The sequence below is a fragment of the Halosimplex rubrum genome (assembly GCF_013415885.1).
Classification (GTDB): Archaea; Halobacteriota; Halobacteria; order Halobacteriales; family Haloarculaceae; genus Halosimplex; species Halosimplex rubrum.
Map to the genome: position 1 here is coordinate 4,301,473 of NZ_CP058910.1, position 24,749 is coordinate 4,326,221.

Annotated in this window: 19 protein-coding genes; 9 read left to right on the plus strand and 10 right to left on the minus strand. The window is 68.5% G+C overall.

From position 1 onward, the window contains the following. Positions 1–132 precede the first annotated feature (132 nt). The 4 genes from HZS55_RS21605 to HZS55_RS21620 form a co-directional block, all read right to left on the minus strand. On the minus strand, positions 133–2,376 hold the full coding sequence (locus HZS55_RS21605) for an ABC transporter ATP-binding protein (protein ID WP_179909591.1): 2,244 nt from the start codon (positions 2,374–2,376) through the stop codon (positions 133–135). Continuing rightward, entirely contained in the window at positions 2,377–3,405 is a 1,029-nt protein-coding gene (locus HZS55_RS21610; RefSeq protein ID WP_179909592.1) for an ABC transporter permease, read from the minus strand. Then, positions 3,383–4,387, minus strand: a complete 1,005-nt coding sequence (locus HZS55_RS21615; RefSeq protein WP_179909593.1) for an ABC transporter permease — start codon at positions 4,385–4,387, stop codon at positions 3,383–3,385. The genes HZS55_RS21610 and HZS55_RS21615 overlap by 23 nt, the downstream gene beginning before the upstream one ends. 115 nt (positions 4,388–4,502) lie before the next feature. Then, complete coding sequence (locus HZS55_RS21620; RefSeq protein ID WP_179909594.1) at positions 4,503–6,347, minus strand: ABC transporter substrate-binding protein; 1,845 nt, start codon at positions 6,345–6,347, stop codon at positions 4,503–4,505. A gap of 516 nt (positions 6,348–6,863) precedes the next feature. Here HZS55_RS21620 and HZS55_RS21625 point away from each other — a divergent pair. Then, positions 6,864–8,225, plus strand: coding sequence for a DUF7405 family protein (locus HZS55_RS21625; RefSeq protein ID WP_179909595.1), 1,362 nt, complete (start codon positions 6,864–6,866; stop codon positions 8,223–8,225). Further along, entirely contained in the window at positions 8,222–9,949 is a 1,728-nt protein-coding gene (locus HZS55_RS21630; protein ID WP_179909596.1) for a CRTAC1 family protein, read from the plus strand. Before HZS55_RS21625 ends, HZS55_RS21630 begins: the two co-directional genes overlap by 4 nt. Before the next feature lie 39 nt (positions 9,950–9,988). Here HZS55_RS21630 and HZS55_RS21635 read toward each other — a convergent pair whose 3' ends face one another. Continuing rightward, a complete protein-coding gene (locus HZS55_RS21635; RefSeq protein ID WP_179909597.1) occupies positions 9,989–10,351 on the minus strand; it encodes a hypothetical protein in 363 nt (120 codons plus the stop codon). Positions 10,352–10,912: 561 nt separating this feature from the next. On the opposite strand from HZS55_RS21635, the gene HZS55_RS21640 reads away from it, so the two are divergent. The 4 genes from HZS55_RS21640 (at position 10,913) to HZS55_RS21655 (ending at position 14,558) form a co-directional block, all read left to right on the plus strand. Beyond that, entirely contained in the window at positions 10,913–11,866 is a 954-nt protein-coding gene (locus HZS55_RS21640; RefSeq protein WP_179909598.1) for a M48 family metallopeptidase, read from the plus strand. Positions 11,867–11,993: 127 nt separating this feature from the next. Next, positions 11,994–13,013, plus strand: a complete 1,020-nt coding sequence (gap, locus tag HZS55_RS21645; protein ID WP_179909599.1) for a type I glyceraldehyde-3-phosphate dehydrogenase — start codon at positions 11,994–11,996, stop codon at positions 13,011–13,013. Between the two features lie 53 nt (positions 13,014–13,066). Further along, on the plus strand, positions 13,067–13,285 hold the full coding sequence (locus HZS55_RS21650) for a hypothetical protein (RefSeq protein WP_179909600.1): 219 nt from the start codon (positions 13,067–13,069) through the stop codon (positions 13,283–13,285). A gap of 58 nt (positions 13,286–13,343) precedes the next feature. Further along, positions 13,344–14,558, plus strand: a complete 1,215-nt coding sequence (locus HZS55_RS21655; protein WP_179909601.1) for a phosphoglycerate kinase — start codon at positions 13,344–13,346, stop codon at positions 14,556–14,558. Between the two features lie 324 nt (positions 14,559–14,882). On the opposite strand, the gene HZS55_RS21660 is transcribed toward HZS55_RS21655, so the two are convergent. Further along, positions 14,883–15,722, minus strand: a complete 840-nt coding sequence (locus tag HZS55_RS21660; protein WP_179909602.1) for an NAD-dependent epimerase/dehydratase family protein — start codon at positions 15,720–15,722, stop codon at positions 14,883–14,885. A 104-nt stretch (positions 15,723–15,826) separates the two neighbouring features. Here HZS55_RS21660 and HZS55_RS21665 point away from each other — a divergent pair, with 104 nt between their 5' ends. Beyond that, positions 15,827–16,354 carry a metallophosphoesterase gene (locus tag HZS55_RS21665; RefSeq protein WP_179909603.1) on the plus strand — a complete coding sequence of 176 codons (528 nt, stop codon included), beginning with the start codon at positions 15,827–15,829 and terminating at the stop codon, positions 16,352–16,354. 55 nt (positions 16,355–16,409) lie between these two features. On the opposite strand, the gene HZS55_RS21670 is transcribed toward HZS55_RS21665, so the two are convergent. From HZS55_RS21670 to HZS55_RS21680, 3 genes are all read right to left on the minus strand, one after another. Next, on the minus strand, positions 16,410–17,495 hold the full coding sequence (locus HZS55_RS21670; RefSeq protein ID WP_179909604.1) for a type II glyceraldehyde-3-phosphate dehydrogenase: 1,086 nt from the start codon (positions 17,493–17,495) through the stop codon (positions 16,410–16,412). 143 nt (positions 17,496–17,638) lie between these two features. After that, positions 17,639–18,565, minus strand: coding sequence for a DUF7537 family lipoprotein (locus HZS55_RS21675; protein ID WP_179909605.1), 927 nt, complete (start codon positions 18,563–18,565; stop codon positions 17,639–17,641). Continuing rightward, a complete protein-coding gene (locus HZS55_RS21680) occupies positions 18,566–19,525 on the minus strand; it encodes a hypothetical protein (protein WP_179909606.1) in 960 nt (319 codons plus the stop codon). A 141-nt stretch (positions 19,526–19,666) separates the two neighbouring features. On the opposite strand from HZS55_RS21680, the gene HZS55_RS21685 reads away from it, so the two are divergent. Together HZS55_RS21685 and HZS55_RS21690 are read left to right on the plus strand one after the other, a co-directional pair. Then, positions 19,667–20,410 (plus strand): ribonuclease H-like domain-containing protein, encoded by a 744-nt coding sequence (locus tag HZS55_RS21685; protein WP_179909607.1) that lies wholly within the window; start codon positions 19,667–19,669, stop codon positions 20,408–20,410. Positions 20,411–20,524: 114 nt separating this feature from the next. After that, positions 20,525–22,168 carry an arylsulfotransferase family protein gene (locus HZS55_RS21690; protein ID WP_179909608.1) on the plus strand — a complete coding sequence of 548 codons (1,644 nt, stop codon included), beginning with the start codon at positions 20,525–20,527 and terminating at the stop codon, positions 22,166–22,168. Positions 22,169–22,724: 556 nt separating this feature from the next. On the opposite strand, the gene HZS55_RS21695 is transcribed toward HZS55_RS21690, so the two are convergent. Then, a complete protein-coding gene (locus HZS55_RS21695; protein ID WP_179909609.1) occupies positions 22,725–24,668 on the minus strand; it encodes an archaea-specific SMC-related protein in 1,944 nt (647 codons plus the stop codon). Positions 24,669–24,749 lie beyond the last annotated feature (81 nt).

Here is a 24,749-nt window from a genome sequence, read left to right on the forward strand (position 1 = left end):
TCCCGGTTCCGCGCCTCGTCGCGAGCGCCCGCCGCGCGACGAGCGGCGCGCTACGTGAACCGGCTCCGCGAACCCGTGAAAACCGAGGAGACGCGTCCGATCGACTCGGTGAGACCGGTCGGGCGGCGGTGGTCAGTCGCCGGCGGTCTCGGCGCCGAAGTCGTTCGAGACGTCGTCGGTGTCGAACTCCTCGTCGGGGCCGATCCGCTCGGCGCCTTCGAGGGGTTCGCTGTCCCAGTACTCGTGGTCCGGGTCCTCCCGGAAGCACGCGGCGCCGTTGCCTTCGCCGCCTTCGACGTCGTACAGCGGCGGCTGCTCCTCCGTACAGGCCTCCCTGGCGACGGGACACCGGGTGTGGAACCGGCAGCCGCTCGGCGGGTCGACCGGGTCCGGCACGTCGATCGACCGCATCGGCGGCTCGCCCGCCTCCACCGCGTCGAGCTGGAGGGTCGGGGTGGCCCAGCGCAGCACCTTCGTGTAGGGGTGGCGCGGGTCCTGGATGAGCCGCTCGGCGGTGCCGACCTCGACGATCTCGCCGAGGTACATCACCGCGATGCGCCCGTCACCGTGCTCGGTGAAGTAGCGGGCGTTCGAGAGGTCGTGGCTGATGAACAGGAACGAGGTGTCGAACACGTCCTGCAGTTCGAGCATGAGGTCCATCAGCTCGACGCGCAGACTCACGTCGACGGCGCTGATGGCCTCGTCGGCGAGGATCGCGTCCGGATTCATCAGCAGGGCGCGGGTCAGCGCGACCCGCTGTTTCTCCCCGCCGCTCAGCTGATGGGGGTACCGGTCGGCGAAGTCGCCCGGCGGGTTCATGCCGACCCGGTCCAGCAACGAGTAGATCCGGTCGCGCCGTTCGTTGGGGCTGATGTTCGGGTGGGTGTGGTGCAGCGGCTCCGAGAGGATGTCGATGATCCGACGATTCGGGTTCAGCGACGCGCCGGGGTCCTGGTGGATGATCTGCAGCGCCTGGCGGATCTCGTCGTGCGAGATGTCGCCGTCCCCGTCTTTGGCCTCCCAGATGTCCTGCCCGCGGTATTTGACGCTCCCACCGGTCGGCCGCTGCAGGCCGATGGCGGTCTTGCCCAGCGTCGTCTTCCCGCAGCCGGACTCGCCCAGCAGCGCGACGACGTCGTTCTCGTAGATGTCCAGGTCGACGCCGTCGACCGCCTTGACGACCTCGGGGTCGTCGCCGAAGATGTCGAACAGGCCCTGGTCCTCCTCGAAGTGGACCTCGACGTCGTCGAGTCCGAGAACGGGTTCCTCGTCGGTCCGCGCGGTCACGTCGCGGCCCGAACCCGCCTCGTACTCGGGGTCGGCCGTGCTCTCGCCGTAGTTGAGGGTGATCTCCTCGCGGGCCTGCTCCCAGTGGTGACAGGCCGTCTGGTGGTCCTCGTCGATGTTCTCGAGGGGCGGGTCGTCGCTGACGCACTCCTCGGTCGCGAGCGGACACCGCGGGTGGAAGCTACACCCCTCCGGGACGTTGACCGGCGCGGGACCCTCGCCCTCGATGGGCTGCATCTCCGACAGCGGCGCGTCGAGGTTCGGCGTCGCGTTCAACAGCGCCCTCGTGTAGGGGTGGCCCGCGTCCGCGATGATCTGGTCGCGGGTGCCGACCTCGACGAACTGGAACGCGTAGATGATGCTCATCCGGTCGGCCAGCGCCGTGATCAGCGGCAGGTCGTGCGTGATGAACGCGAGCGTCAGGTCGTAGGTCTTCTGGAGGTCGTTCAGCAGCATCAGGATCGACCGCTGCATCAGCAGGTCCAGTGCGGCGGTCGGCTCGTCCATCACCAGTACCTCGGGTTCGAGCACCAGCGACAGCGCGATGAGCGCGCGCTGCTGCATGCCGCCCGACAGCTCGTGTGAGTAGGAGTCGAGGACGCGCTCCGGTTCGAGATACAGGTCCTCGAGCAGCTCGCGAGCGAACTCCATCCCCTCGTCGACGTTCGCGTCGTGGGCCTTCAGCGTCTCCTTGAAGTGGGTCCCGACCTTCATCGTCGGGTTGAACGAGGACATCGCCCCCTGGAAGACCATCGAGATCTCCTCCCAGCGGAACTGCCGGAGTTCCTCGTCGCTCTGTTCGAGCACGTCGATCGTCCGGCCGTCCTCGGCGTGGTAGAGGATCTCGCCGCTGAGAACCCCGGGGTCGGGGATCGAGTCGAGCAGCGCCGACGCGAACATCGACTTGCCCGACCCGGACTCGCCGACGATCCCCAGCACCTCGTCGCGTTCGATGTCGAGGCTCACGTCGTCGAGGACGTACGTGTCGCCGCCGTCGAATGTCACCTTCGCGTCGGTCACCTCGACGATCGGGTCCTCGACGGTGGACTGTACCGCCGCGTTCGAGCCGGATCGTTGATCGGTTGCCATCTAGAGCGTTCCTCCCGTTATCGTCTCGTCTTCTTCCGCGGTCGATTCGGACTCGCCGGCCATCCGGGTGCGGACCCGCGGGTTGAACACCCGGTCGAGGCCCTGACCCATGAGGATCAGCGCCAGCGCCAGGCCGACGATGAAGATCATCGGCGCGATCAGCCAGTGGGCCGCCTCGGGCACGAACAGCGCGCCGTTCTCCTGGGCCCGCGCCAGCGTCACGCCCCACGTCGGCTGGCTGTAGGGCAACACGCCCAGGAAGAACAGCCCGACCGACGCGAAGATGGTGTATCGGGCGGCGAACACGAAGTTCACCGTCACGTACGGCATCAGGTTCGGGATCACGTCCTTCCGGAGGATCCGGAAGGTGCTCGTCCCCATCGTCCGGGAGGCCTCGACGTAGCTGTCCTCGCGGATGGTCAGCACCTGCGAGCGCAGCGACCGGCCCAGCCCGGCCCAGTAGTTGATCGTCAGGATGACGCCGACGAAGATCGGGTTCTCCGGACTGAACGTGATCGCGAGGATGATCACCAGCGGGAGCCCGGGGATCGCCATGAAGAAGTCCGAGATGGACATCAGGACCCTGTCGACCCGCCCGCCTTTGTACCCCGCGACCGTCCCGACGAGGACCGCGAGACCGGTCGCCCAGACGCCGCCGGCCAGCACCATCAGCATGATGTCCGGCGTCGCGTGGACGAGTTCGGCTGTCAGGTCGACGCCCGCGGAGGTCGTCCCGAGCGGGTACGACCAGTTCTCGAACATCCCCAGGAGTCGCGGCGCCTGGCTCGACGACGGTTCGCGCCACAGTCCGAAGACGGCGACGGCCGTTATCGCCAGGTAGACGCTGAGCATCAGGAGCCCCACGCGGGTCCGCATGTCGGCCCACGCGACGACGGCGGGCTCGTAGATGCTCCGCTCGTAGAACTCACGGATCCGGTCTCCCCTGGTCATGTCCGCGCCGGTGCTCTCGGTCTGCCAGTCGAGCCCCTCGGTGGAGGCGTCGGATTCAGTATGCTTCACTGGAATCACCCGAGCTGATCCGCGGGTCGATCATGCTGTAGGTCAGGTCGGCGACGTACACCCCGATGACCAGTGCCACCGTGATGACGAGGAAGGTCCCCATCATCATCGGGTAGTCGTTGGAGTTGACTGCGTCCAACAGGTACAGCCCCAGTCCCGGATAGTTGAATATCTGCTCCAGAATCACCGTGCCGCCCAGCCGGAAGCCGAGCAGGAGCAGGAACCCGGTGTACATCGGCAGGATCGCGTTGCGCGCGACGTACCGGGTCGCGATCCGACCGTCGGACAGTCCCCGAAGCCTGGCGACCTCGACGAAGTCCTCGCCCAGCACCTGGATGCTGTTCCCGCGCATCGCCAACGCCTGTCCGCCGATCCCCACGATCGTGTACGACAGTATCGGTAGCGCGCCGTGGAGAACCACGCTGATAGCGTAGTCCAGGCTCCAGTGGTTCTCGATGTTGGGGTTGGCCGTCCCCGACGCCGGGAGCAGCCCCCAGCGGTACGACACGAACAGCAGCAGCAGGATCGCCGCCACGTAGAACGGGATCGACATCCCCACGATCGACAGCGAGGAGGCGATGGTGTCGAACTTCGACCCCTCCCAGTAGGCCTGGATCGCGCCCAGAAGGATCCCGAACACGAACATCAGTATCGTCGACGCGACGACGATGAAGATCGTCCACGGCGCCGCCTGGGCGACCACCTCCGTGACGGGACGGCTGTACTGGATCGACGTCCCCAGGTCGAGCTGGACCGCCGATATCATGTAGTCGATGTACTGTTGCCACAGCGGCGCGTCCGGCCGAACGTTCTGCAGGTTCCTGATCTGCTGGTTGACTTGCTCTGGCGGAATGCCTTGTTGAAGCAATTGCGTCCGCAGTAGCGTGAACGGTCCTCCCGGGAGCAGGCGGATCAGCCCGAAGGTGAGCGACATGACCCCGAAGATCGTGACGAACACCCGTGCTGTCCGCCGCACGTAGTAGTTAACCATGCGTCTTGATAGTCGTATTCTCTGCCGGCACTCTAAGGTCTAACGACTCGCGTCGTGAGAAGCGGTTCGGTGCGAGACCGATCGATACTCCCCCCATCGACTTGGTAGGAGTCCGTTACTCCTGAGCCGTCAGCTTACCCGTGCGGGGCAGCCAGAACGGCGGCCACTTGATCCCGCGCTCGGGGTCGCCTTCCTCGAGGTCGACGTTCCACTCGTCGGTGGTGAGCCACGACTGCTCGAACTTCGAGACCAGCGAGAGCATCGGCAGATCGTAGTTGTTGTGCCAGGCGGCTTCCTGAACGATCGGCCGCGCCTCCTCGTTGGTGGACTTGGTCGCGATCTCGTCGACCTTGGCCAGCGGACTGACCGTCATCTCGCCGTCGCCGCTCATGGCCGGGATGGTCTGCTCGGACTCGCCGTCGTAGTTGTGTCCGCCGTTGAACGCCTCCAGCGCGATCTGGTGTCGCAGCGGGAAGTACGGGAACGACGACCGGGCCTGGCCGGGCAGCCAGTACAGGGTCCCGACCTTGAAGTTGCCGTCGATGAACGCGCCCTGCCAGTCACTGGTCGGCCGGCTGGCGACCGAGAGATCGAAGCCGAACTCGTTGAGGCGGTCGACGATCGTCTCGGTCATCGTCGTGAAGTCCGTCCACCCGCCGGGCGTCAGGTAGTCGGCGCTGATGGGCTCGCCGTCGGGGCTCGTCCACGTGCCGTTCTGCATCGAGTACCCGGCGTCCTCGAGGATCTGTGTCGCCTCCTCGGTGTTGGTCGAGCCGACGCCGTAGTCCTCGAAGTTGCTCTGGGTATCGCCGAGCCAGTTCTCGATGTCCCGCGGGGCGATCCCGCAGGGGACCGACGCCGGGAACTTCGTGCGCGGACCCGCGTTCGCGACGAGTTCCTCGCGGTTGACGACGTGAGCGATCGCCTGGCGGACCGCGCGGTCGCCGAAGATGGGGTCGTCGTGATTGAAGATCATCCCGTAGCCCCACTTGGCCGGGATGGACCGGATCTCCATGACGTAGTCCTGGAAGGCGTTGACCGTCTCCGGCGCGGCGAACATGCTCCACTGGCTGTCGAAGCGCTTGCCGCCCGTGGTGAAGTCCTGCTGGGGGACCGAGGCCTCCTGGTAGGAGTCGAACCGGAAGTTCGAGAAGTTGACGTTGTCGATGCTGTGGAACTCCTCGTTGCGCTCGAAGTTCCACTGCTGCTGGTTCTTGTCGACGTAGGCCCACGCGCCGCTCGTGATGACCTCGGTGTCGCTGTCCTCCCAGTTCCACTGCTGGACCTCGGCGGCGTCGGCGTCGAGGAACTGCTCGAAGGCCGCCGCCGGCGTGTCGATCCACATGTTCCCCAGCTGGTGTTTGACCATCACGGGGTTGGTCGGGCCCGTGAGGTTCAGCTGGTACGTGTAGTCGTCGACGACTTCGGTGCTCTCGACGTAGCCCCAGATGGCGCTGCCGACCTTCTCGAGGATCTGGAACTGCACGTCGATGTCCTCGGTGGTCACGTCGCTGCCGTCGGACCACGAGAGGTCCTCGCGGAAGGTCAGCGTGACCGTCTCGCCGTCGAACTCCCAGTCGTCCAGCGCCGCGAGCTGGAACTCTCGGGTCTCGAAGGAGTACGCGGCGAACCGGTCGAACGCCAGCCGGCGTGCCGGTTCCGAGGAGATCTGCGTGTTGTGCGTGTTGAGTGTGCGGTTGGTCGGGTCGGCCTGGAGGGCACTTACGTGGGTCTTGTCGACGACGTTCGTGCTACCGCCGTCGGAGCCGTCCGAACCGTCACTGCCGTCGGAGCCGTCCGAGCCGTCCGAGCCGTCACTACCGTCGGAGCCGGACCCGTCGGTCGGTGTCCCGTCCCCGCCACCACACCCTGCGAGTGCCGCGGCACCGGACGCTCCTGCGAGTGTCAGGAACTTCCGGCGGTCTACGACATCGCTGTACTCATTGGTACTGTCAGACATGCCTCTGATTGGTTTACAATAACGAGTAATAAAGGTTTTGGAAGGAGGCGGACGTGTTCGGCCGATTTCAAACCGGCGACCGGCGGAGAACGCCCCCTCTGACACCCTAGACCCACGATATCGAGCGGTTACTGTTCGGGTGTTCGACCGCTCTCGACCCAGAGCTTCGCAGACGGGCGATATCGGACGCGTTTCGGAGAACGGAACCGATTCGGCGTCGGCTCCGCACCGTACGGTCGTAACTGACATCGTCTATCATCCGAATTTTCCGTCGCGAAGCCCGACAGTCCGATGCCGGACGGACCGGCCGACCCTCGAACTCGAGGAACGGTCGTTCGGAATAGCTGAACAAAACAGTGTCACGGGTAAAGAAGTTTTCGTCGGACACGCTCGCGCGCGGGCGCCACCGAAAGGTGTACGCAGTCGCTTCGACCGGGGAAACCCCGTAGGAGACGTGCCGGTCGGCGCGACCGTTCGTAGAAGGGTTTTTCACCCGGACCGACTAACCCTGTGCAAATGTCACCGGACAACGAGCGTGGCATCGGTCGTCGCGAGTTCGTCGCGGCGGCCGTCGCTATCGGTGGGGCGAGCGCGCTCTCTGCGTGTCAGGAACGGGAACGGGAGCTGGTGGGGACCGCCTCCGACGCGACCGAGGGAACCGAAGGGGGCGAGCGCCCCCGTCCGGGAACGGACACGGAGTTCGACCTGTCGGTCCCGTCGGGCGAGCCCGACGCGCTGTCCGAGCGCCAGCACGCCTGGAACTACGCCGTCGTCCACGACGCTCACGGCAACACCGTCATCCCCCAGCAGCAGCTGATCCTCGGGCTCTCCTACGAGGGGTCGAGCCCGCCGACCGAAGCCGAGCGCGACCAGGTCGAGGGCGCTCTTCGGACCCTCGAAACCGCCTTCCAGTGGGGGACCGGCGGGAACCCCTCGGCGTCGTTCACGCAGGGACTGCTGTTCATGCTCGGCTACTCGGCGACGTACTTCGAGCGGACCGGCGGCGTCCCCGAGCGGCTCGTCCCGGCCGAGGACGTGCTCCGCGAGGTCGGCGAGGACCCCGACAAGGCCGACGACTTCGACGCCGTCCTGCTGATGAACAGCGACATCGGCTCGGTCGTCATGGCCGCCGAGGCCGCGCTGTTCGGCGAGATCGAGACGGTAAACGGCGTCGAGGTGACCGACACCTTCGAGGGCGTCTTCTCGAAGGCCGACCGGCGGGCCGGCATGGTCGGCAAGGGCATCCCCGCGGACGTGCTGGACAACGACTCGATCCCGGAGTCGGCCCCGCTGTCGATGGGGTTCAAGTCCGGCTATCGCGACAGCCAGCCATCCGAAGACGGGATCACCATCCGCGAGGGGCCGTTCGCCGGCGGGACCACGATGGCCGTCTCGCGGCTGGGCATCGACCTCGACCGCTGGTACGACCAGTCCCACGAGGAGCGGGCCGCCGAGATGTTCTGTCCCGCCCACGACACCGACGAGATCGGCGAGATCGGCGAGAAACTCGGCGCCGAGAGCGGCATCACCGAGGAGAACGCCGAGAGCGTCGAGGAGTTCGCCGAGGAGTACGGTCGTGTGGGTCACACTCAGAAGGTCGCCCGCGCACGCGACGACGAGTTCGTCCCGACGATCCTCCGGCGTTCGGAGGGGGTCGCCACGGACGCCGCCCAGGGGACGGAGTTCAACTTCACCGGTCTCCAGGGCCACGTCGAGGACTTCGTCGAGACCCGCAAGGCGATGAACACCGACGAGTACGACGACGACGTGGCCGCCGAGGACCACGGGATCATCGACTACCTGGAGACGCACCATCGCGCGACGCTGCTCGTGCCGGCCCGCCCCCAGCGGGCGCTCCCGACCGGGACCGACGCATGACAGGTGACTCGCTTCGGCGGGCTCTCCTCACCGTCGCCGTCGCCGCCGCCCTCGTCGTCTCCGGCTGTGCCGTCGCCCCGGGTAACGACGACGGGGCGGGCGCCGACCGCGCGAGCGCCGAGATCGGGTTCGTCGACGCCACCGCCGAGGCCGGCCTCGCGTACAACGGGACCGGCACCGGCGCCGCCGGCAACGGCAACAACGGCGTCTACGTCGCCGATATCGACAACAACGGCTGGGAGGACATCCTCGCCGTCGGCGGCGAGCATCCCGCTCTCTTCCGTAACACCGGCGGCGCTTTCGAGCGCACGGGCGAACTCGACGGGCTCGAACGCGAGTACAAGAGCGCCGCCTTCGTCGACTACGACGGCGACGGCTGGCGCGACCTGCTCCTGCTCGCCAAGGACGGCCCCGCCGCCGCCTTCCACAACGACGAGGGGAGCTTCGAGCGGACCGACATCGGCCTCGGTAACTTCACGCACCCGCTCGGGGCGTCCGCCGCCGACTACGACGGCGACGGCGACCGCGATCTCTTCGTCTACCAGTCGGGCGACTGGGCCGACGAGCGCCCCGACGGGTACTTCTCGCCCAACAAGTCCATCGCCGACGACAACGGCAACCCCAACGTCCTCTTCGAGAATACGGGCGAATCGGGCGAGGACCGCTTCGAGCGCGTCGACGCGCCGGGTATCGCGGGCGACCGCTGGAGCCTCGCGGCCAGCTTCGTCGACCTGACCGGCGACGGGCGCCCAGACATCCACGTCGCCAACGACTACAACAACGACACCGTCTACCTCAACCGGGGCGACGGCTCCTTCCGGCAGATCCAGCTCGGCGGCGCCACCGCCCGCAACGGCATGGCCTCGGAGGTCAACGACATCAATCGCGACGGCCGCCCCGACGTGTTCGTCACCAACATCGACATCCCGGCCTCCCGGGAGACGCTCTCTCCGGACCGCTACGAACGGCTCAAGCGGTTCCTCCAGTACGTCATCCACTCCGGCCGGACGAAGGGCAACACCATGCTCGTCAACCAGGGCGACGGCGAGTTCGTCGACCGCGCCGGCGCCTACGGCGTCCGCGAGGGGGGCTGGGGCTGGGCCGCCAGCGTCACTGACCTCGACAACGACGGCGACCGTGATCTCATGCACACCACCCAGAACGTCGTCGCGCTCAACCAGTCCGACCCCGTCTTCACCCTCCCGATGGTCTGGGAGCGGGGCGGCGACAACTTCACCCGCCTCGACGCCGCCGACCGCGGCCTTGCCGAACAGGACGGCCGCGGGATGGTCACCGTCGACTACGACCGCGACGGCGACCGCGACGTGATCATCGCCGACTACCACGGCCCCTACGCCGTCTACGAGAACACCGTCCGGTCGCCCGGCACCGAAGGGGGCGCCGACGCGTCGGCCCCCGCCGGCGCCGTCCAGTTCGAGGTCGTCGACGGGAATGGCGCGGTCGCCATCGGCGCGAACGCGACGGTCACCGTCGACGGCCGGGAGACCGCGGTCTGGCAGAACTCCCGGACGGACTTCATCTCGCAGGGCTCGTCGGTCACCCACGTCGGCCTCGGCGACGCCGAGGGGGCGACCGTCGACGTGACCTGGCCCGACGGGACCGAGCGGACGGTCGACCTCGACGCCGACCGACGCTATCGGGTCGGTCCCGACGGCGTCGAGGTCGTCGCCAACTTCACCAGTCCAGATGCGGGCGGGGACTGACGGCGACGGGCTTCGGTCCGGCGAGAGAGACCGCCTCGTTCAGACCCGTTCGCTGTGCATGATCACGTCCTCGCCTCGCCCCGGACCCCACACGATCCGGAGCATCGACCCCTCGCTCGCCTGGACGACCGTGCTGTCGGATTCGGTCACAGGGTCGCTCCAGTCGGCCGCCCGGCGGTAGCTCTCGACGCGCACCGTGAGGTCGTCCGTTCGGACCGGCTCGCGGCCGGCGTGGGTGATCCGGACGGCCGTGTCGTTGACCCGCTCGACGGTCCAGTTCACCTCCGGGGCTTCCGTGTCTCCACTCCCGCCCGCGATGTTCAGTCCCACGACGACCAGCCCCCCGACCACGGCCACGACGATGGCCGCGCCAACCAGATTCAGCATCGTGTCCCCGTCCATGCGCCGAACGTGGGGACCGAACGGTATGAGCGTGTGGGCCGATTCGATCATCGTGGTCCGTTCGTGTCTCAGTTGTGCCGGCTGTTTCTGTTCGATTCGGTGTGGACGGAAGTCGAGCGGCGCTCGCGGACGACGGTTAGCGCTGAAAGCCCTCGACCCGCTTGCGGTCGCTGAGGCGGGATATCCGCGCTCTTCGCACGGCCCGCGCGGATAGTACCCGCTCAGGCGACTGAATAAACGCAAGCGCGCCTCGCCCTTTCAGTCCGCCAGGGACAGCACCACACCGCAATCACCCCGCACAGCACCGCGGCCGGCCACGAGCCTCCCCAGCCGATTCGGTGCTCGTCGCAAGCTCCTGCGCGCCTCATCCCTCGCGCGGCTGTTTCGAGCGGCTCTCACAGGGTTCGAGCACGCTCGACAGCACGCGCCGACCGCACCGCTAGCTCCACTACCTCTACTGAACGCCGCCAATTCGTGCGAACGTCTCGCGTTCGGTCGCCATCGCCGTGACACAGACCATCCGCAGGCAAGCGTTTTCACGCGCCCACACCGAGATCCGATATGCGCTGGGTGTTGCGCGGGCTGATGGCCGTCGTCGGGGTGCTGACGCTGGCGGTGTATCTGGCCGGCGCCTATTTCGCCTACGGACTGGCGCGAGCGGTCTGGTCGATCCGGCCGTCGCTGGGGACGCTGGCGCTGTACCTGGCGGTGCTGACGGTCGTCTTCGCGTTCGTCAGCTATCGGGTCGGCACCGCCCAGATCCTCCGGAGTCTGCAGGTGTGGGAACTCCCGGAGGGCCGAGCACCGATGCTCTACCGGCGGCTCGGGGGCTTCAGCGACGCGATGGGCATCCAGCGACCGGACGTGCTGGTCGCGGAGATGGGGCGGCCGAACGCGCTGGCGCTGGGCGGCGGGTTCGGTCCGGGCCACGTCGTCGTCGACCGGCGGCTGTTCTCGATCCTGACCTTCGACGAGCTGTCGGCGATCGTGGCCCACGAACTGGCCCACATCGAGCGCAAGGACAGCCTGGTCCAGACGGTCGGATACAGCGTGTTACAGACGCTGTCGGGGCTTGCGGTGCTTGCACTCGCGCCGGTGCTCGTCGTCGCGGCGGGGCTGGCCCGCGGGGTGGCGTGGATCCGCGGGCGGCCCGAGGCGTGGACGCGGACGGTCCCGGGCAAGCTTCAGCGGGCGGTCGTCGGCTCCGTGTCGCTCGCCTTCTTCGCGCTGACGCTGGCGCTGCTGGCCCACTCGCGGCGCCGGGAGTTCGCGGCCGACGACCGCGCGGCGGCGGTGACCGGCGACCCGCTGGCGCTGGCGCGGGCGCTCCGGAAGATCGAACGCGCGGGCGAGGGACCGTGGTCGCTGCTCTCCCCGCTGTACGTCGACGGCGAGGAGGAGGGACCGCTGACGCGGCTGCTGTCGACCCATCCCGCGACCGACGAGCGGGTCGAACGCCTCCGAGAACGGGCCGAACGCGACCGGGGGATCCGGGTCGAGCGCCGCCGCCCGTGACCGGCCCCGTCGCGCCCGCACGGCCCGACTGCGGCGGCCGGGACCGCGGTCACCGTGCGTGAACGAACGATCCGCCTGTTCCGTATTCGAAAACTCTATACTCGTCTCGGGAGACTGTGCATTCAGCATGAGTGAATCCGACGAGGGGACCGTACGCATCGGTCTGAACGGCTTCGGCCGCATCGGACGCAACGTCTTCCGCGCGTCGCTTGGGGACCCGCGCGTGGAGGTCGTCGGCATCAACGACGTGATGGACGACGAGGACATGGAGTACCTCGCGCGCTACGACACGGTGATGGGGACCCTCGACGGCGTGACCCTCGACGAGGGCGTCATGACCGTCGACGGCACCGATTTCGGCGCCTCCGTCCACGGGGAGACCGACCCCGCCGAACTCCCGTGGGACGAGCTGGACGTGGACGTGGCCTTCGAGGCGACCGGCATCTTCCGCAACTACGACGACGCGAGCAAACACCTCGACGCCGGCGCCGACAAGGTCGTCATCTCGGCGCCGCCGAAGGGGGAGAAGCCGGTCAAACAGATCGTCTACGGCGTCAACCACAACGAGTACGACGGCGAGGACGTGGTCTCGAACGCCTCCTGCACGACCAACTCCATCACGCCCGTCGCGAAGGTGCTCGACGAGCAGTTCGGGATCGAGGCCGGCCAGCTGACGACCGTCCACGCCTACACGGGGTCGCAGAACCTCGTCGACGGCCCCAAGTCCAAGACCCGACGCGGCCGCGCCGCCGCCGAGAACATCGTCCCGACCTCCACCGGCGCCGCCCAGGCCGCCACCGAGGTCCTGCCCGAACTGGCGGGGAAACTCGACGGCATGGCCATCCGCGTCCCGGTCCCGAACGGCTCGATCACCGAGTTCGTCGTCGACCTGAACGAGGAGGTCACCGAGGCCGACGTGAACGACGCCTTCCGCGAGGCCGCCGCCGGTGACCTGGAGGGCGTCCTCGGCGTCACCGACGACGAGGTCGTCTCGACGGACATCCAGGGGACCCCCTACTCCTCGCAGGTCGACCTCCAGTCGACCAACGTCGTGAACGGCATGACGAAGATCCTCACCTGGTACGACAACGAGTACGGCTTCTCCAACCGCATGCTCGACGTGGCCGAGTTCGTCACCGAGTACTGATCCTGTCGAACACCCAACCGCTTTTTGCCGTCCGCGTCTACGCGCCGACAGCGATGTCCCTCCGAGCGAAACTCGGTCGACGGCCGGACGAGTGGAACAGCGCGGGACGACTACAGTGGGTGGTCCCCAGCGGCGCGGGCCTCGGCGGCGTCGCCGGTGCCCTGCTCGCGCTCGCGGTCCAACCGTGGTCGCTTCCGGGCGGAGCCCTCGCGGGGCTGGGCGCCGGGTCGGGCGCCGCCCTCGCCGTCGTCCTCGCCGCCGCACTGGACTGAGTCCGCCGTGCGAACGGTCGGTTTTTTCTCGTCGCCGGGCGACGGTCCGAACAGACACATGGCCTCGTTCAAGACCCTCGACGACCTCGAAGACGGACAGCGCGTGCTCGTACGGCTCGACCTGAACTCCCCCGTCGAAGACGGCGAGGTACGGGACAACCGCCGCTTCGACCGCCACGCCGAGACGGTGCGCGAACTCGCCGACCGCGACTGCGCCGTCGTCTGCATGGCCCACCAGGGCCGCCCCGGTCGCGAGACGTTCGTCTCTCTGGAACAGCACGCCGACATCCTGGGACGACACGTCGGGAAGCCGGTCGGGTTCGTCGCCGACACCTTCGGCGACGACGCGCTCGCCGCTATCGAGGACCTCGACGGCGGGGAGATCCTCCTGCTGGAGAACACGCGGATGTGCGACGAGGAGCTGCCGGAGGAGGACCCCGAGACGAAAGCCGAGACGGAGTTCGTGCGGGCGCTGGCACCGGCGTTCGACGCCTACGTCAACGACGCCTACTCGGCGGCCCACCGCAGCCACGCCTCGCTCGTGGGGTTCCCGCTGGCGCTGCCCGCCTACGCCGGCCGCGTCATGGAGACCGAGTACGAGGCCAACACGGCCATCGCCGAGCGGGAGTTCGACGGGCCGGTGACGATGGTCGTCGGCGGAACGAAGGCGACCGACGTGATCGACGTGATGACCGCCCTGGAGGAGAAGGTCGACACCTTCCTGCTGGGCGGGATCGCGGGCGAGCTGTTCCTCCGGGCCGACGGCGTCCCCGTCGGCCGGGACATCGAGGGGATGGATCTCTTCGACGACCAGTGGGCCGAGAACGAGGCGACGATCGGTAGTCTGCTCGACGACTACGGCGACCAGATCCGGCTGGCGCTCGATCTGGCGTTCGAGGACGACGACGGCGAGCGGGCGGAGATCGAGGTGCTCGATATCGAGGAGAAAGACCGGGCCTTTCTCGACGTGGGGTCGAACACGGTCTCGGAGTACGCCGCCACTATCGAGGACTCGGAGGCCGTCTTCGTTAAGGGCGCGCTGGGGCTGTTCGAGGACGAACGGTTCGCCGACGGCACCGTCGGCGTCCTCGAAGCCATCGCCGAGACGGACTGCTTCTCGGTCGTCGGCGGCGGCGACACCTCCCGGGCCATCGAGCTGTACGGGATGAGCGAGGACGACTTCGGGCACGTCTCGATCGCCGGCGGCGCGTACATCCGCGCGCTGACGGGCGAGCGGCTGGTCGGCGTCGAGGTACTGCGCGAAGGGGAGTGAGCGGCGTCAGGCGCGGCGACACCAGGCGTGTCGCGCGCTCCAGTCGTCGGCGCGCGGGTCCGCACGGACGACCCGCCCGCCGGATCCCCCTCCGTTTTCCGGTGGCGTGCCACCCTGTTTACCCTCCCAGGTGAGCCGTGCGTGCCGCCGCGTCCAGTCTCCGCCGGTGTCTCCCATGTGTTCCGCTTGGTCCGAGTCAATAAATTTCTTTCTCCGAGACGTGAAATAAAATGACTCGGCGACGAGTTAATCTCTCCCGATCGTCGCCGGGTCGCAGTCGGCGGGTCGGAGCGGGGTGAGACCGCCGGAGCGGTCCCGCGGCGGTCAGGACGGCGGGGCGTCCCACTCGTCGGCGGAGTCGCGGGGGTCGTAGCCGATCACGTCGCGGGCGTGGTCGATGTCGAACCAGCGGTTCTCGTTGTCGCTGACGCCGTAGAACACGTCGAAGGAGACCGAATCGTCGGCGAGACAGCGCTCGACCATGTGGGCGATGTCCCGGCGTGACTGCCACATGCAGTGCATCCGGGCGACCTGCTCGTCGTAGGCCGCCGAGTCGGGCTCGAAGCGACCCCCGTCGACGCCGCGCCGGGCGTCGCCGTAGGGGTGGTCGTACTCGGGGTCGCGGACCGCGCAGATCCGCAGGGCGTACACCGAGAGGTCGGTCGTCTCGGCGGCGAGTCGGCCGACGCCCTCGCCGTAGACCTTCTCGACGCCGTACATCGAATCGGGCCGCGGCTGGACCGTGTGGTCGACCTCGAAGTCCGAACCGTAGTAGATGTCGGGGGCGGCCTCGACCTCGTACATCCCGACGGCGTGGTTCGAGGAGGCGTAGACGAAGCTGTCCAGGTCCGCGTCGACGGCCGCCTCGTAGGCGGTCGCGTGGAGCCGGAGGTTCTCGAGGTGCTCGTCGCTCCAGGCGATCGCCCGGTCGTTCGGACCGCCCTCGTCCATGTGGACCCGCGCGAGGTGGACCACCGCGTCCGCCGCTGCGACGTGTTCGCGGACGACCGCCTCGTTGGTCGCGTCGGCGACGACCGAGTCCACGTCGTCGTCCGGGTGTTCAACCACGTCGAGGCTGGTGAACGAGTACGCCTCGCGGTCGCCGAGTTCGTCGGTGATCGCCGTGCCGATGGTGCCCGCGCCGCCCGTTATCAGTACGTCCATGCCGGCGGTTCGACGGGGAGTCTCTTGAACCCGCGCCTCCCGGAACGCCGCGCCGCGAGCGGGTCGAGGGACACGTTGATGGCGCGACCGGGCGAAGTCCGCCCATGCGACTCGGTATCGTCTCCGACACGCACGACGACCTGGACGCGGTCGAGGCGGCCGTCGAGACGTTCGAACGCGAGGACTGCGACGTCGTCGTCCACTGCGGCGACATCGTCGCCCCGTTCTCGGCGACGCCGTTCGCCTCGTCGTTCGACTTTCACGCCGTCCGGGGCAACAACGACGGCGAGTGGGCGCTGGCCGACACGGTCGGCGACTTCGGCACCTACCACGGCGAGACGGCCGAACTGACCGTCGACGGCCGGGAGTTCGTCGTCTACCACGGCACCAGCGGCGCCGTCGTCGACGCCTTGGTCGAGTGCGGCCGCTACGACTACGTCCTGCACGGCCACACCCACCAGTTCGTCCACGAGGAGTACGAGTCGACCGTCCGGATCAACCCCGGGGGCGTCCCCTTCGAGGGCGCGCCCGGGCCCCACTACGCCGTCGTCCTCGACACGGGGTCCGACGCGGTCGTCGACACCGACACGGACGACGTCGAGCGGTTCACGCTCTCGGAAGGGATCGAGTAGGGGCGGCGCTCGGGGAGCATCGAGAACGAGCGGCGATCGAGTGTGAGACGGCGAGTCAGTCGTCGTCGCGGCCGCCGTCGGCGACGGCGGGCGAGCGAGCGACCGGGTCCCGCAGCGTCCCGCCGATCCGGCCGTCGAGGCCGATGGCGTCCTCGGTGAGGGTGGTGCTCTCCTCGCGGTCGGCGGTGTCGGCGACGGCGCGGACGGCGTCGACGTTCTCCGGGACCACGTCGGCCTCCTGGTGGATGGCCTGAAACAGGTACAGGTCGCGGCCCTCGACGGTGATCGAGTCGCCCCAGATGCAGTTCTCCCAGCAGTCCCCGCGCGGGCGCCCGGCGTCCTGGGCGAACTCCTTGAGCTTGCCCGCGCCGTCGATGTCGAGCTCCGGCGGGAGGACGAACAGGCGGGACTCCGCGTCGAGCAGTTCGCGGACCGACTCGGCGTCGGCCTCGCGCTCCAGGGTCACGTTGACCGAGTGAGTGTGCATCAGCGTCGCGGGCACCTTCATGCCCATGGTGTCCACGTCCAGGTCCGGGAAGACCGTGTTCAGGTCGGGCCCGTGGTGGGACGGGATCTCGACGGGGTCCGGCAGCGTGTCGTTGATCGGTCCGCGGTCGGTCTGGCCGGGGTCGCCCCCGCGACGGACGAGCGTGACGCGGGCCTTCTCGATCCCGTACGCCTCGGCGATGGGCGCGAACAGCCGCGAGAGTCCGGTCGTGTTGCAGGAGACGACCCGGACGGAGTCGGCGCCGCGGGCGGCCTCGTAGCTGGCGCGGGCGTTGAAGCTCACCTCGGCCACGTCGGGGTCCTCGCCGCCCTGAAAAATCGCGGGCGTGTCGTGTTCGCGGTACAGCTCGGCGTTCTCCGCGCCGACCCCGGCGGGCGTGGCGTCGACCACCACGTCGCTGTCCGCGACGAGTTCGTCGACGGTCCCGGCCAGGTCGAAGCCGGCATCGTCGAACGCCGCGGTCCGCTCGGCGTCGACCGCGTAGAGCGGGTACCCGCGTTCGAGCGCGACTTTCGCCTCGAAGTTCGGACTGGTCTTGGCGACGCCGGCGACCGCCATGTCCGGCTGAGCGCGTATCGCGTCCGCGACGCGCTTCCCGATCGTCCCGTATCCGTTGACGCCGACCTGGATCATATCCCCTCGTTCTCCGGCGACGGGCATAATTCTTTTCACGATATTTTACGAGAAATTAACTCGGAAGCGAAAAAGAATCCGGCGTGAGCGGCGCTGACGTGGTGATTGTCAGGGAATACCACGGGACTGGTCGGCGCGCGGGATCAGTCGCCGGCGGAGGCGTCGGCGACCGTCTCGGGCGGGACGCGAGCGGGGTCGTCGGTGGGCGTCGGCGAGGGGGCGGGCGTGGACTCGGGAACCCACTCGGGTCGGTCGACGGTCGTCTCGCCGACGCGGTCGTAGGTGTAGCGCCACTCGACGGCGATGCGCTCGTCGATGTTGCGCAGGTCGAACTCGTAGTGAACGGCCCGGACGTAGCCCTCGGGGGCGATCCACAGCGTGGCCGCGAAGTCGTGGACCGCGTAGGCGCTGTAGGTCTCGGGGATCTGCGGCGGGACGTTGCCCGAGACGACCCGCGCGTACTGGCGCCCGCCGCTGGTCACCACGTCGACCGAGTCGTACCCCTCGTTCAGGAACGTGAGAACCTCGAAGGAGACGGTCTCCGCGTAGCGCTGGCCGACGGGGTCGATGAACTCCACCGACGTGGGTACGGCACCGGTCCCGTTCGGCCCCTCGACGCGCCGGTAGGCGCCGGTCCGGTCGGCGTAGGTGACCGTCGTGTTCGTCCCGCCGTCCGCGTTGCGGACCAGAACGGTCCCGTCGGCTCCGACGGCGATCCGCCGGTCGTACTCCCTGGTGATCGTCCCGGACCCGCCGGCCGTCCGCCGCTCCCACTCCAGCGTGTACGAGTGGTCCGAGAGGTACGCGATGTGCGCGGCGTGTAGCCGGCTGACGTTGATATCGCCGTCCGCCGAGATCGCCGGGAACGCGCCCAGGCGCTCCCGAGGCGTCGCCGGCGCCGGCGTGTCGGTCGACCCCAGCTCCGGCACCGGCGCCGGCGTGACCGTCTCCGCCGGCGTCGGCCCGCCCCCGCCGGCGAAGACGCTACAGCCCGCGAGGACGACCAGCAGCGCGACGGCGGCCAGCAATCGACCGGATCCGGCCGGCCCCGGGTCGGAGGTGCGGCCCATCTATCGCTCCCCTCCGTCTGCGTGCGTCGCGGTCCGCGCCGACGCGTCGGTCGTCGCGGTCGGCGGGGAGGTCGGCGTCCCCACCGCAGCGGTCGGCGTCGCGGCCGCCGTCGACGGTCGCACCGTCGCCGTCCCGTCGTCACCGGCCGGGTGGGTGACCCAGCCGGGTCTGGACACCTCGGTGTCGCCGACGGCGCGGTACTCCGACCGCAGCGACACCGCGACGCGGTCGTCGGTGAGGGTGTACTCGTACTCGACGACGACCGCCCGGACGAGCCCCTCGGGCGTCACGTAGGCGGTCGCGGCGTAGTCGCGGATCGTCTGTTTCGCGTGCCCCTCCGTCAGGGTCCGCGGCGGACTGGTGACGTGGACGCGGTAGTAGGTCCGGCCCTCGCGCTCGACCGTCGAGACGGTCGACGCGTCGACCGAGAAGTACCGGCCGAGCGTCTGGCCCGTCCGCAAGTAGTGGCGATAGTCGGGGTCGCCGCTGGCGACGCGGTACCCGGACCCGTTCGAGCGCGCACCGCGCACGTATCGGCCGGTGTCGTCGGCGTACACGGTGCCGCCGGCCATCCCGGTCATCCGCCGGGTGAGGCGGTAGGACCCGTCGTCGCCGACTCGCAGTCGCCGTTCTGCGACGTCGACGGTGGCGTTCGACGCCGTCTCCCCGCCGACGGGCGCCGACCGGTCGATACTGCGCCGGTAGTCGAGGCGCCAGCTGAACGACCGGTCGCCGAGCGCCGCGAAGTGCGCCCGCACCAGCGCGCCGGGCGAGACGCTCCCGTCGGCCGCGACGCCCGGCGGCGGCGACAGCGTCTCGACGGGGGTGTCGGTCGGGACGGCCATCGGCGTCACGCTGTCGGTCGCCGCCGGGGCTCCGCCCCCGCCGCCGGGAGCCAGCGCGCTACAGCCGGCCAGCGCCACCGCGAACACCGCGACCAGCGCGAGCCGTCGGTCCATTGGCGAGCGTTAGGACGAGGGACACATAAGCGGCGCGGCGAGGTGCGCGCCCGCCGGGCGATCGCGCCGCGAGGGGCGCCCGCGGACCGAGTCCTCGGGCGGTCCCGAAAGGGCCAAGACGGCGGGGACGAATCGGCCACTGTGCGCATCGAGAACAGCTTCATCCCGGTCGACGGCGTGGGCGAGCAGACCGAGCGGTCGCTGTGGGAGTCGGGGGTCACCCACTGGGACGCGTTCGACCCGTCGGCCGTCGGCGCCCGGCAGGCCGAGAACATCGAGTCGTTCGTCGCCACGGCCGCCGAGCGCCTCGACGACGGCGACGCCGCGTTCTTCCGCGAGCGGTTCCCCTCCGGCAGCCACTGGCGGTGTTACGAGAACTTCCGCGAGGAGACCTGCTTCCTCGACATCGAGACGACGGGCCTCGACCAGCAACGGCACGACGTGACGGTCGTCGGGCTCCACACCCCCGGCGAGACGACGGCGCTGGTCGCGGACCGGGACCTGACCGCCGAGCGCCTGCAGACCCACCTCGACGACGCGAAACTGCTCGTGACGTTCAACGGCAAGCGCTTCGACGTGCCGTTCCTCGAATCGGCGTTCGGTGTGGACGTCGAGGTTCCCCACGTCGACCTGATGTACCCCTGCCGGCGGCTGGGGCTGACCGGCGGGCTGAAACGCATCGAGCGGGAGACGGGCATCGACCGCGACCGGCCGGACCTCTCGGGCGAGGACGCCGTCCGGCTCTGGCGGGAGTACGAACGGGGCGACGAGTCGGCCCTGGAGACGCTGGTGTCGTACAACCGCGACGACACGGAGAACCTCCGCGCCCTCGCCGACCGCGTCACCGACCGCCTCGACAGCGACGTGTTCGTCGCGCGGGAGTGAGAAGTATCCGCAGCGCCGGGACGCTCGGCCGAACGCCGGCGATTCCGGGCGGACGCAACCGACTCGCAAGCGGGATCTAAAGAAACTTAACGGTCCCTTACACACGGGTAGGACATGGACGGCCCCTCCAAACGACTCGCTCGCGCGCTGTTCGCCGCCGTGCTGGTCCTCGCGGCGGGAGCGGTAGCGAGCAGCTACGCGACGGCGGAACCGAACGTCGCGCGGACACACGGGTCGCTCGCCGACGCGGGCGGGTCCGCGCCCGGCGCGACCGGCGTCGCGGGTCCCGAAGCGTCGCCGACCGGCGTCTCCGCGGGCCCGGGCGACTCCCGGCTCACCGACCCCGGCGGCTCGCCGGACGGCGCGGCCAGCGACGCCGACGGCCCCGTCCTCGTCGACCCCGCGGAGCACGACCAGCTCGACCTGACGGTCGTCGGAACCCAGGGGTTCTACGCCTCCGACGAACAGGCCGAGCTGGTCGCGTTCGACCGCTCCGGCGACGTGGCCTACTACGAGGACGACTACCGCGTGTACTTCGACGTCGACCCGGTCGAAGGCCGACCCTACACCGTCGAGTACCTCGCCGCCGAACACCGCGACGGCGAGGCGTGTGCGACGGTTAGCACCGACCGGTGTACGTACAACGTCTTCGAGCGCGTGAACCTGACCACCGGCGAGACCGAGACCGTCTACGGCGAGCTCACGCCGAAGATCTACTCCGGCCGCTGGCACGACGTGGACCGCATCAACGACACGCACGTCGCCGTCGCGGACATCCTCCGCGACAGCGTCCGCGTGGTGAACGTGACGACCGACGAGACGGTGTACGAGTGGAACGCCTCCTCGTACTTCCCCGACGACGTGGGCGGCGCCGCCGGCGACTGGACGCACATCAACGACGTGGAGGTGCTCGCGGACGGGCGGTTCATGGTTAGCGTCCGTAACATGGACCGGGTCGTGTTCCTCGAGCCCGGCGAGGGCGTCGACGCCAACTGGACGCTCGGCGAAGAGGACAACTACGACATCCTCTACGAGCAGCACAACCCCGACTACATCCCGCCCGAGCGGGGCGGCCCCGCCATCACTGTCGCCGACTCGGAGAACAGCCGACTGCTGGAGTACCAGCGCGTCGACCCCGAGACGGGCGAGGCGACGACGGCGGCCGACGGCGAGTGGCGCCGGTCGTGGGGCTGGCGGGACAGCCGCCTCCAGTGGCCCCGCGACGCCGACCGCCTCCCGAACGGCAACACGCTGATCGTCGACACGCACGGCGACCGCATCGCCGAGATCAGCCCGGACGGGAGCGTGAACTGGAGCCACACCGTCGGCATGCCCTACGACGTCGAGCGACTGGGGACCGGCGACGAGAGCGCGGGCGGGCACAGCATGCGGTCGATCCGGGACGAGCGCGGCACGACCGCCGGCGGGTCGAGTTCGCGCTCGGGCGTCGGCGTCCCCCTGTTCCAGCCGGCCAACCCCGACGTCGGGTCCGATACCGTGCCGCCGGCCGGCCAGATCGTCCACCCCGACCGCGGCCCCGCCGAGACCGTCTGGGTCGCGCTCAAAGAGCTGACCCCGAGTCTCCTCGTCAACGGCGCGCTGTACGCCGCCCCCTCCTGGGTCCGGTTCACCGACCTGGCCTTCGGCGGGCTCGCCGTCCTGACCGTGCTCGCCTGGACCGGGACCGAGCTGTACTGGTCGCGATACGCCCCCCTCGCGTCCCTCCGGAACGGACTGCGCCGCGCCCGCGGTTCCTGACGACGGCCCACTGTTCTCACCGGCGTCCCCCGACCGACCAGCCGTTCGTGCCGTCTATCTCCGCCAGTCGTATCCGTATCACAGAATACTACGAGATCTGCCCGTTCGGATGAAGTACGAGTTCTTCGCACTTTTCGAAACCTTCGTTCGGATGTTCGAAACACTGATTCAAGCACGTATCACCACGCTGTACGGCGATTTTCGGGTATCGGACGCTCCGGTGAAGGCGTCGACAGGTCGTCCAGATAGGATAGTCGAAACGTCGAGATCTCTGCCGTGCGTATCTCTTCCGTGTCGTATTTCCGGATCCGACCCGAGACACCGTTCCGGACGCCACGGATCCGGATTGATACCAGAATACGTATACGACTTCAGAAGTCTACGATTCTAAATATTCACTACGTATCGAGTAAACATCTGTGGTAACGGAACGGGAACCGGCGCGCTCGGTCCCTGGACGGACGGTGACAGGACGAGTGGTAGCAGAACGGACAGTGGCGGAGTCGACGATGGTGGAGCGAGCGACGACAGCGGGGGAGGTGACGGAGGAGCGGGCTCAGACTTCGGTGACGCGCTGGTAGTCGTCGTCGAGCGCCTGGGCGTCCTCTTCGAGCAGGGCGACGACGACGTACTCGGCGTACTCGGAGACGTAGTCGACGAGACGGGAGATGCGGTCGGAGTCGATGGCCTCGATGGAGTCCAGCAGGAGGAACGGGCACGTCTCGTACACGTCGTGGGTGAGATAGCCGGCGAGTGCGAAGATGAGCCCCGTCACTTCGCGTTCGGACTCGCTGAGGTGGTCGATGGAGTCCTCGTAGGTCGTGCCGTCGTCCGTCGAGCGGACGACGTGGAGGTCGAAGACGGACTTCTCGACGCGGCGGCGTCCCTCCTTGACGCGCTCCTGTTTGCGCTCGATCCAGATCCGTTCGAGGTTCTCGTAGCCGAGCATCTCCAGCACCGACTCCATGTGCTCGTTGAACTGGTCGACGGCTTCGGTCTCGATGCGGTCGATCCGGGTGCGGAGGTCCTCGATCCGGTCCTGCAGCTCCTCCCGCTCGGCCTTGAGGTCGTCGCGCCGGTCGAGTTCGGACTCGATGCGCTCGATCTCCTCGGAAACGTCCTCCAGGTCGTCCTGGCGGCGGCTGATCTCGAACTCCAGCTCGTTGGCCTCGCGGTGCAGGTCCAGCAGGTCGCTCTGGGTCTCGTCCTGGAGCTCGTTGACCTCGCCCTCGAGTTCGTCGATGCGGTCCTCCAGGCGGTCGCGGTCGGCCTCCAGGTCCTCGACGCGCTCGCGGCGCTGGCTCAGTTCGGACTCGGCGCGCTGGCGTCGGTCCTCGAGCTGCGAGCGCTGGCGCTGTTTCTCCTGATAGGTCGCCTTCTCGGTCTTCAGGTCGTCTATCTCCGACTGCAGGTCCTGGCGCTCGGAGAGCTTCGACTGGCGCAGGTCGCGGATGCGGTCGAGCGTCGTCTCCACGTCCGACTGGTCAACCTCGCTGCCGCAGGTCCAGCAGACGACCTGGTCGTCGACGAGCCGCTCGGTCAGCTCCTCGGCGTCGTCCTCGCCCCGCAGCGCGGCGACCACGTCGGAGCTCGTCCCCTCCAGCATCTCCTCGTTGAACTGGATCACCTTCTGCAGTTCGTTGACCGTCGAGTCCAGCGTCTGGCGCTGGTCGCGCAGTCGCCCGATACGGTCCTCGACCTCGCTCACGTCGCCCGCCACCTCCTCGGGGAGCTCGGCGAGCTCCGTCTCGACCTCCTCGATCTCCGACTCCAGCGCGTCGATGCTCTCGCGCTCGCTGTCGAGGTTGTAGCGCACGTCCTCGAGGTCCGAGCGCGCTTCGCGGAACGACTCCAGCGCGTCCTCGAGTTCGGCCTTCTGGTCGCGGGTCGTCCCCACGTCCTGGTCGGCGTCGTCGATCTGCTCTTTCTTCTCGGTGAGCTCCTCGCGCTTGTCCTCGATCTCACGCTCCAGCTCCTGGCGGCGCTCCTCCAGCTCCGGCAGAGAACTGCGCAGCGACTTGAGGTCGTCGAGGCGCTGCTCGAGCTCGTCGCGCTCGCCCTGCAACTGGTCGATCTCGGACTCGATGGCGGCGGTGTCCACCGGCCGCATGATGAGCTCGCGCAGGTTCTCGGTGCGTTCGACGGCCCGCCGGGCCTCGTTTGACTCCAGCAGGAAGACGAACAGATCGGCGATCTCCGCCTCCTCCAGGTAGGGGTCGCCGTTCGTGACGACGGTCCCGTTCTGTCGGGTGAGCGTCCGCGTGTACGTCTCCTCGCCGACGGTCAACTCGACGCGGCCCTCGTCGGCGTCACCTTTGAGCGAGACGTTGTCGCTCCCGAGGCCCGCCATGATGGCCTGCAGCAGCGACGTGCGATTCGTCGCGTTGCGACCCGTGAGGATCGTCACGCCCGCGGAAAACGACACGTCGGTCGCGTCGATCCCCCCGACGTTCTCGACGGCGACGTCTACTGACTTCGTCTTACTATCGGTCGCTCCCATGTGTACCGGTGGCCGTCAGCGGCGGATAAAGGTATTGCATCGTCGCTCCCGCTCGGATCCCCCGCCCGTCGAGACCACGCG

Bases quoted from the DNA above. Each gene is read 5' to 3' on its own strand.
- HZS55_RS21615 (WP_179909593.1), bottom strand. From the start codon at position 4,387: ATGGTTAACTACTACGTGCGGCGGACAGCACGGGTGTTCGTCACGATC.
- HZS55_RS21680 (WP_179909606.1), bottom strand. From the start codon at position 19,525: ATGGACCGACGGCTCGCGCTGGTCGCGGTGTTCGCGGTGGCGCTGGCC.
- gap (WP_179909599.1), top strand. From the start codon at position 11,994: ATGAGTGAATCCGACGAGGGGACCGTACGCATCGGTCTGAACGGCTTC.
- HZS55_RS21620 (WP_179909594.1), bottom strand. From the start codon at position 6,347: ATGTCTGACAGTACCAATGAGTACAGCGATGTCGTAGACCGCCGGAAG.
- HZS55_RS21605 (WP_179909591.1), bottom strand. From the start codon at position 2,376: ATGGCAACCGATCAACGATCCGGCTCGAACGCGGCGGTACAGTCCACC.
- HZS55_RS21695 (WP_179909609.1), bottom strand. From the start codon at position 24,668: ATGGGAGCGACCGATAGTAAGACGAAGTCAGTAGACGTCGCCGTCGAG.
- HZS55_RS21640 (WP_179909598.1), top strand. From the start codon at position 10,913: ATGCGCTGGGTGTTGCGCGGGCTGATGGCCGTCGTCGGGGTGCTGACG.
- HZS55_RS21690 (WP_179909608.1), top strand. From the start codon at position 20,525: ATGGACGGCCCCTCCAAACGACTCGCTCGCGCGCTGTTCGCCGCCGTG.
- HZS55_RS21635 (WP_179909597.1), bottom strand. From the start codon at position 10,351: ATGGACGGGGACACGATGCTGAATCTGGTTGGCGCGGCCATCGTCGTG.
- HZS55_RS21660 (WP_179909602.1), bottom strand. From the start codon at position 15,722: ATGGACGTACTGATAACGGGCGGCGCGGGCACCATCGGCACGGCGATC.
- HZS55_RS21665 (WP_179909603.1), top strand. From the start codon at position 15,827: ATGCGACTCGGTATCGTCTCCGACACGCACGACGACCTGGACGCGGTC.
- HZS55_RS21655 (WP_179909601.1), top strand. From the start codon at position 13,344: ATGGCCTCGTTCAAGACCCTCGACGACCTCGAAGACGGACAGCGCGTG.
- HZS55_RS21625 (WP_179909595.1), top strand. From the start codon at position 6,864: ATGTCACCGGACAACGAGCGTGGCATCGGTCGTCGCGAGTTCGTCGCG.
- HZS55_RS21630 (WP_179909596.1), top strand. From the start codon at position 8,222: ATGACAGGTGACTCGCTTCGGCGGGCTCTCCTCACCGTCGCCGTCGCC.
- HZS55_RS21675 (WP_179909605.1), bottom strand. From the start codon at position 18,565: ATGGGCCGCACCTCCGACCCGGGGCCGGCCGGATCCGGTCGATTGCTG.
- HZS55_RS21650 (WP_179909600.1), top strand. From the start codon at position 13,067: ATGTCCCTCCGAGCGAAACTCGGTCGACGGCCGGACGAGTGGAACAGC.
- HZS55_RS21670 (WP_179909604.1), bottom strand. From the start codon at position 17,495: ATGATCCAGGTCGGCGTCAACGGATACGGGACGATCGGGAAGCGCGTC.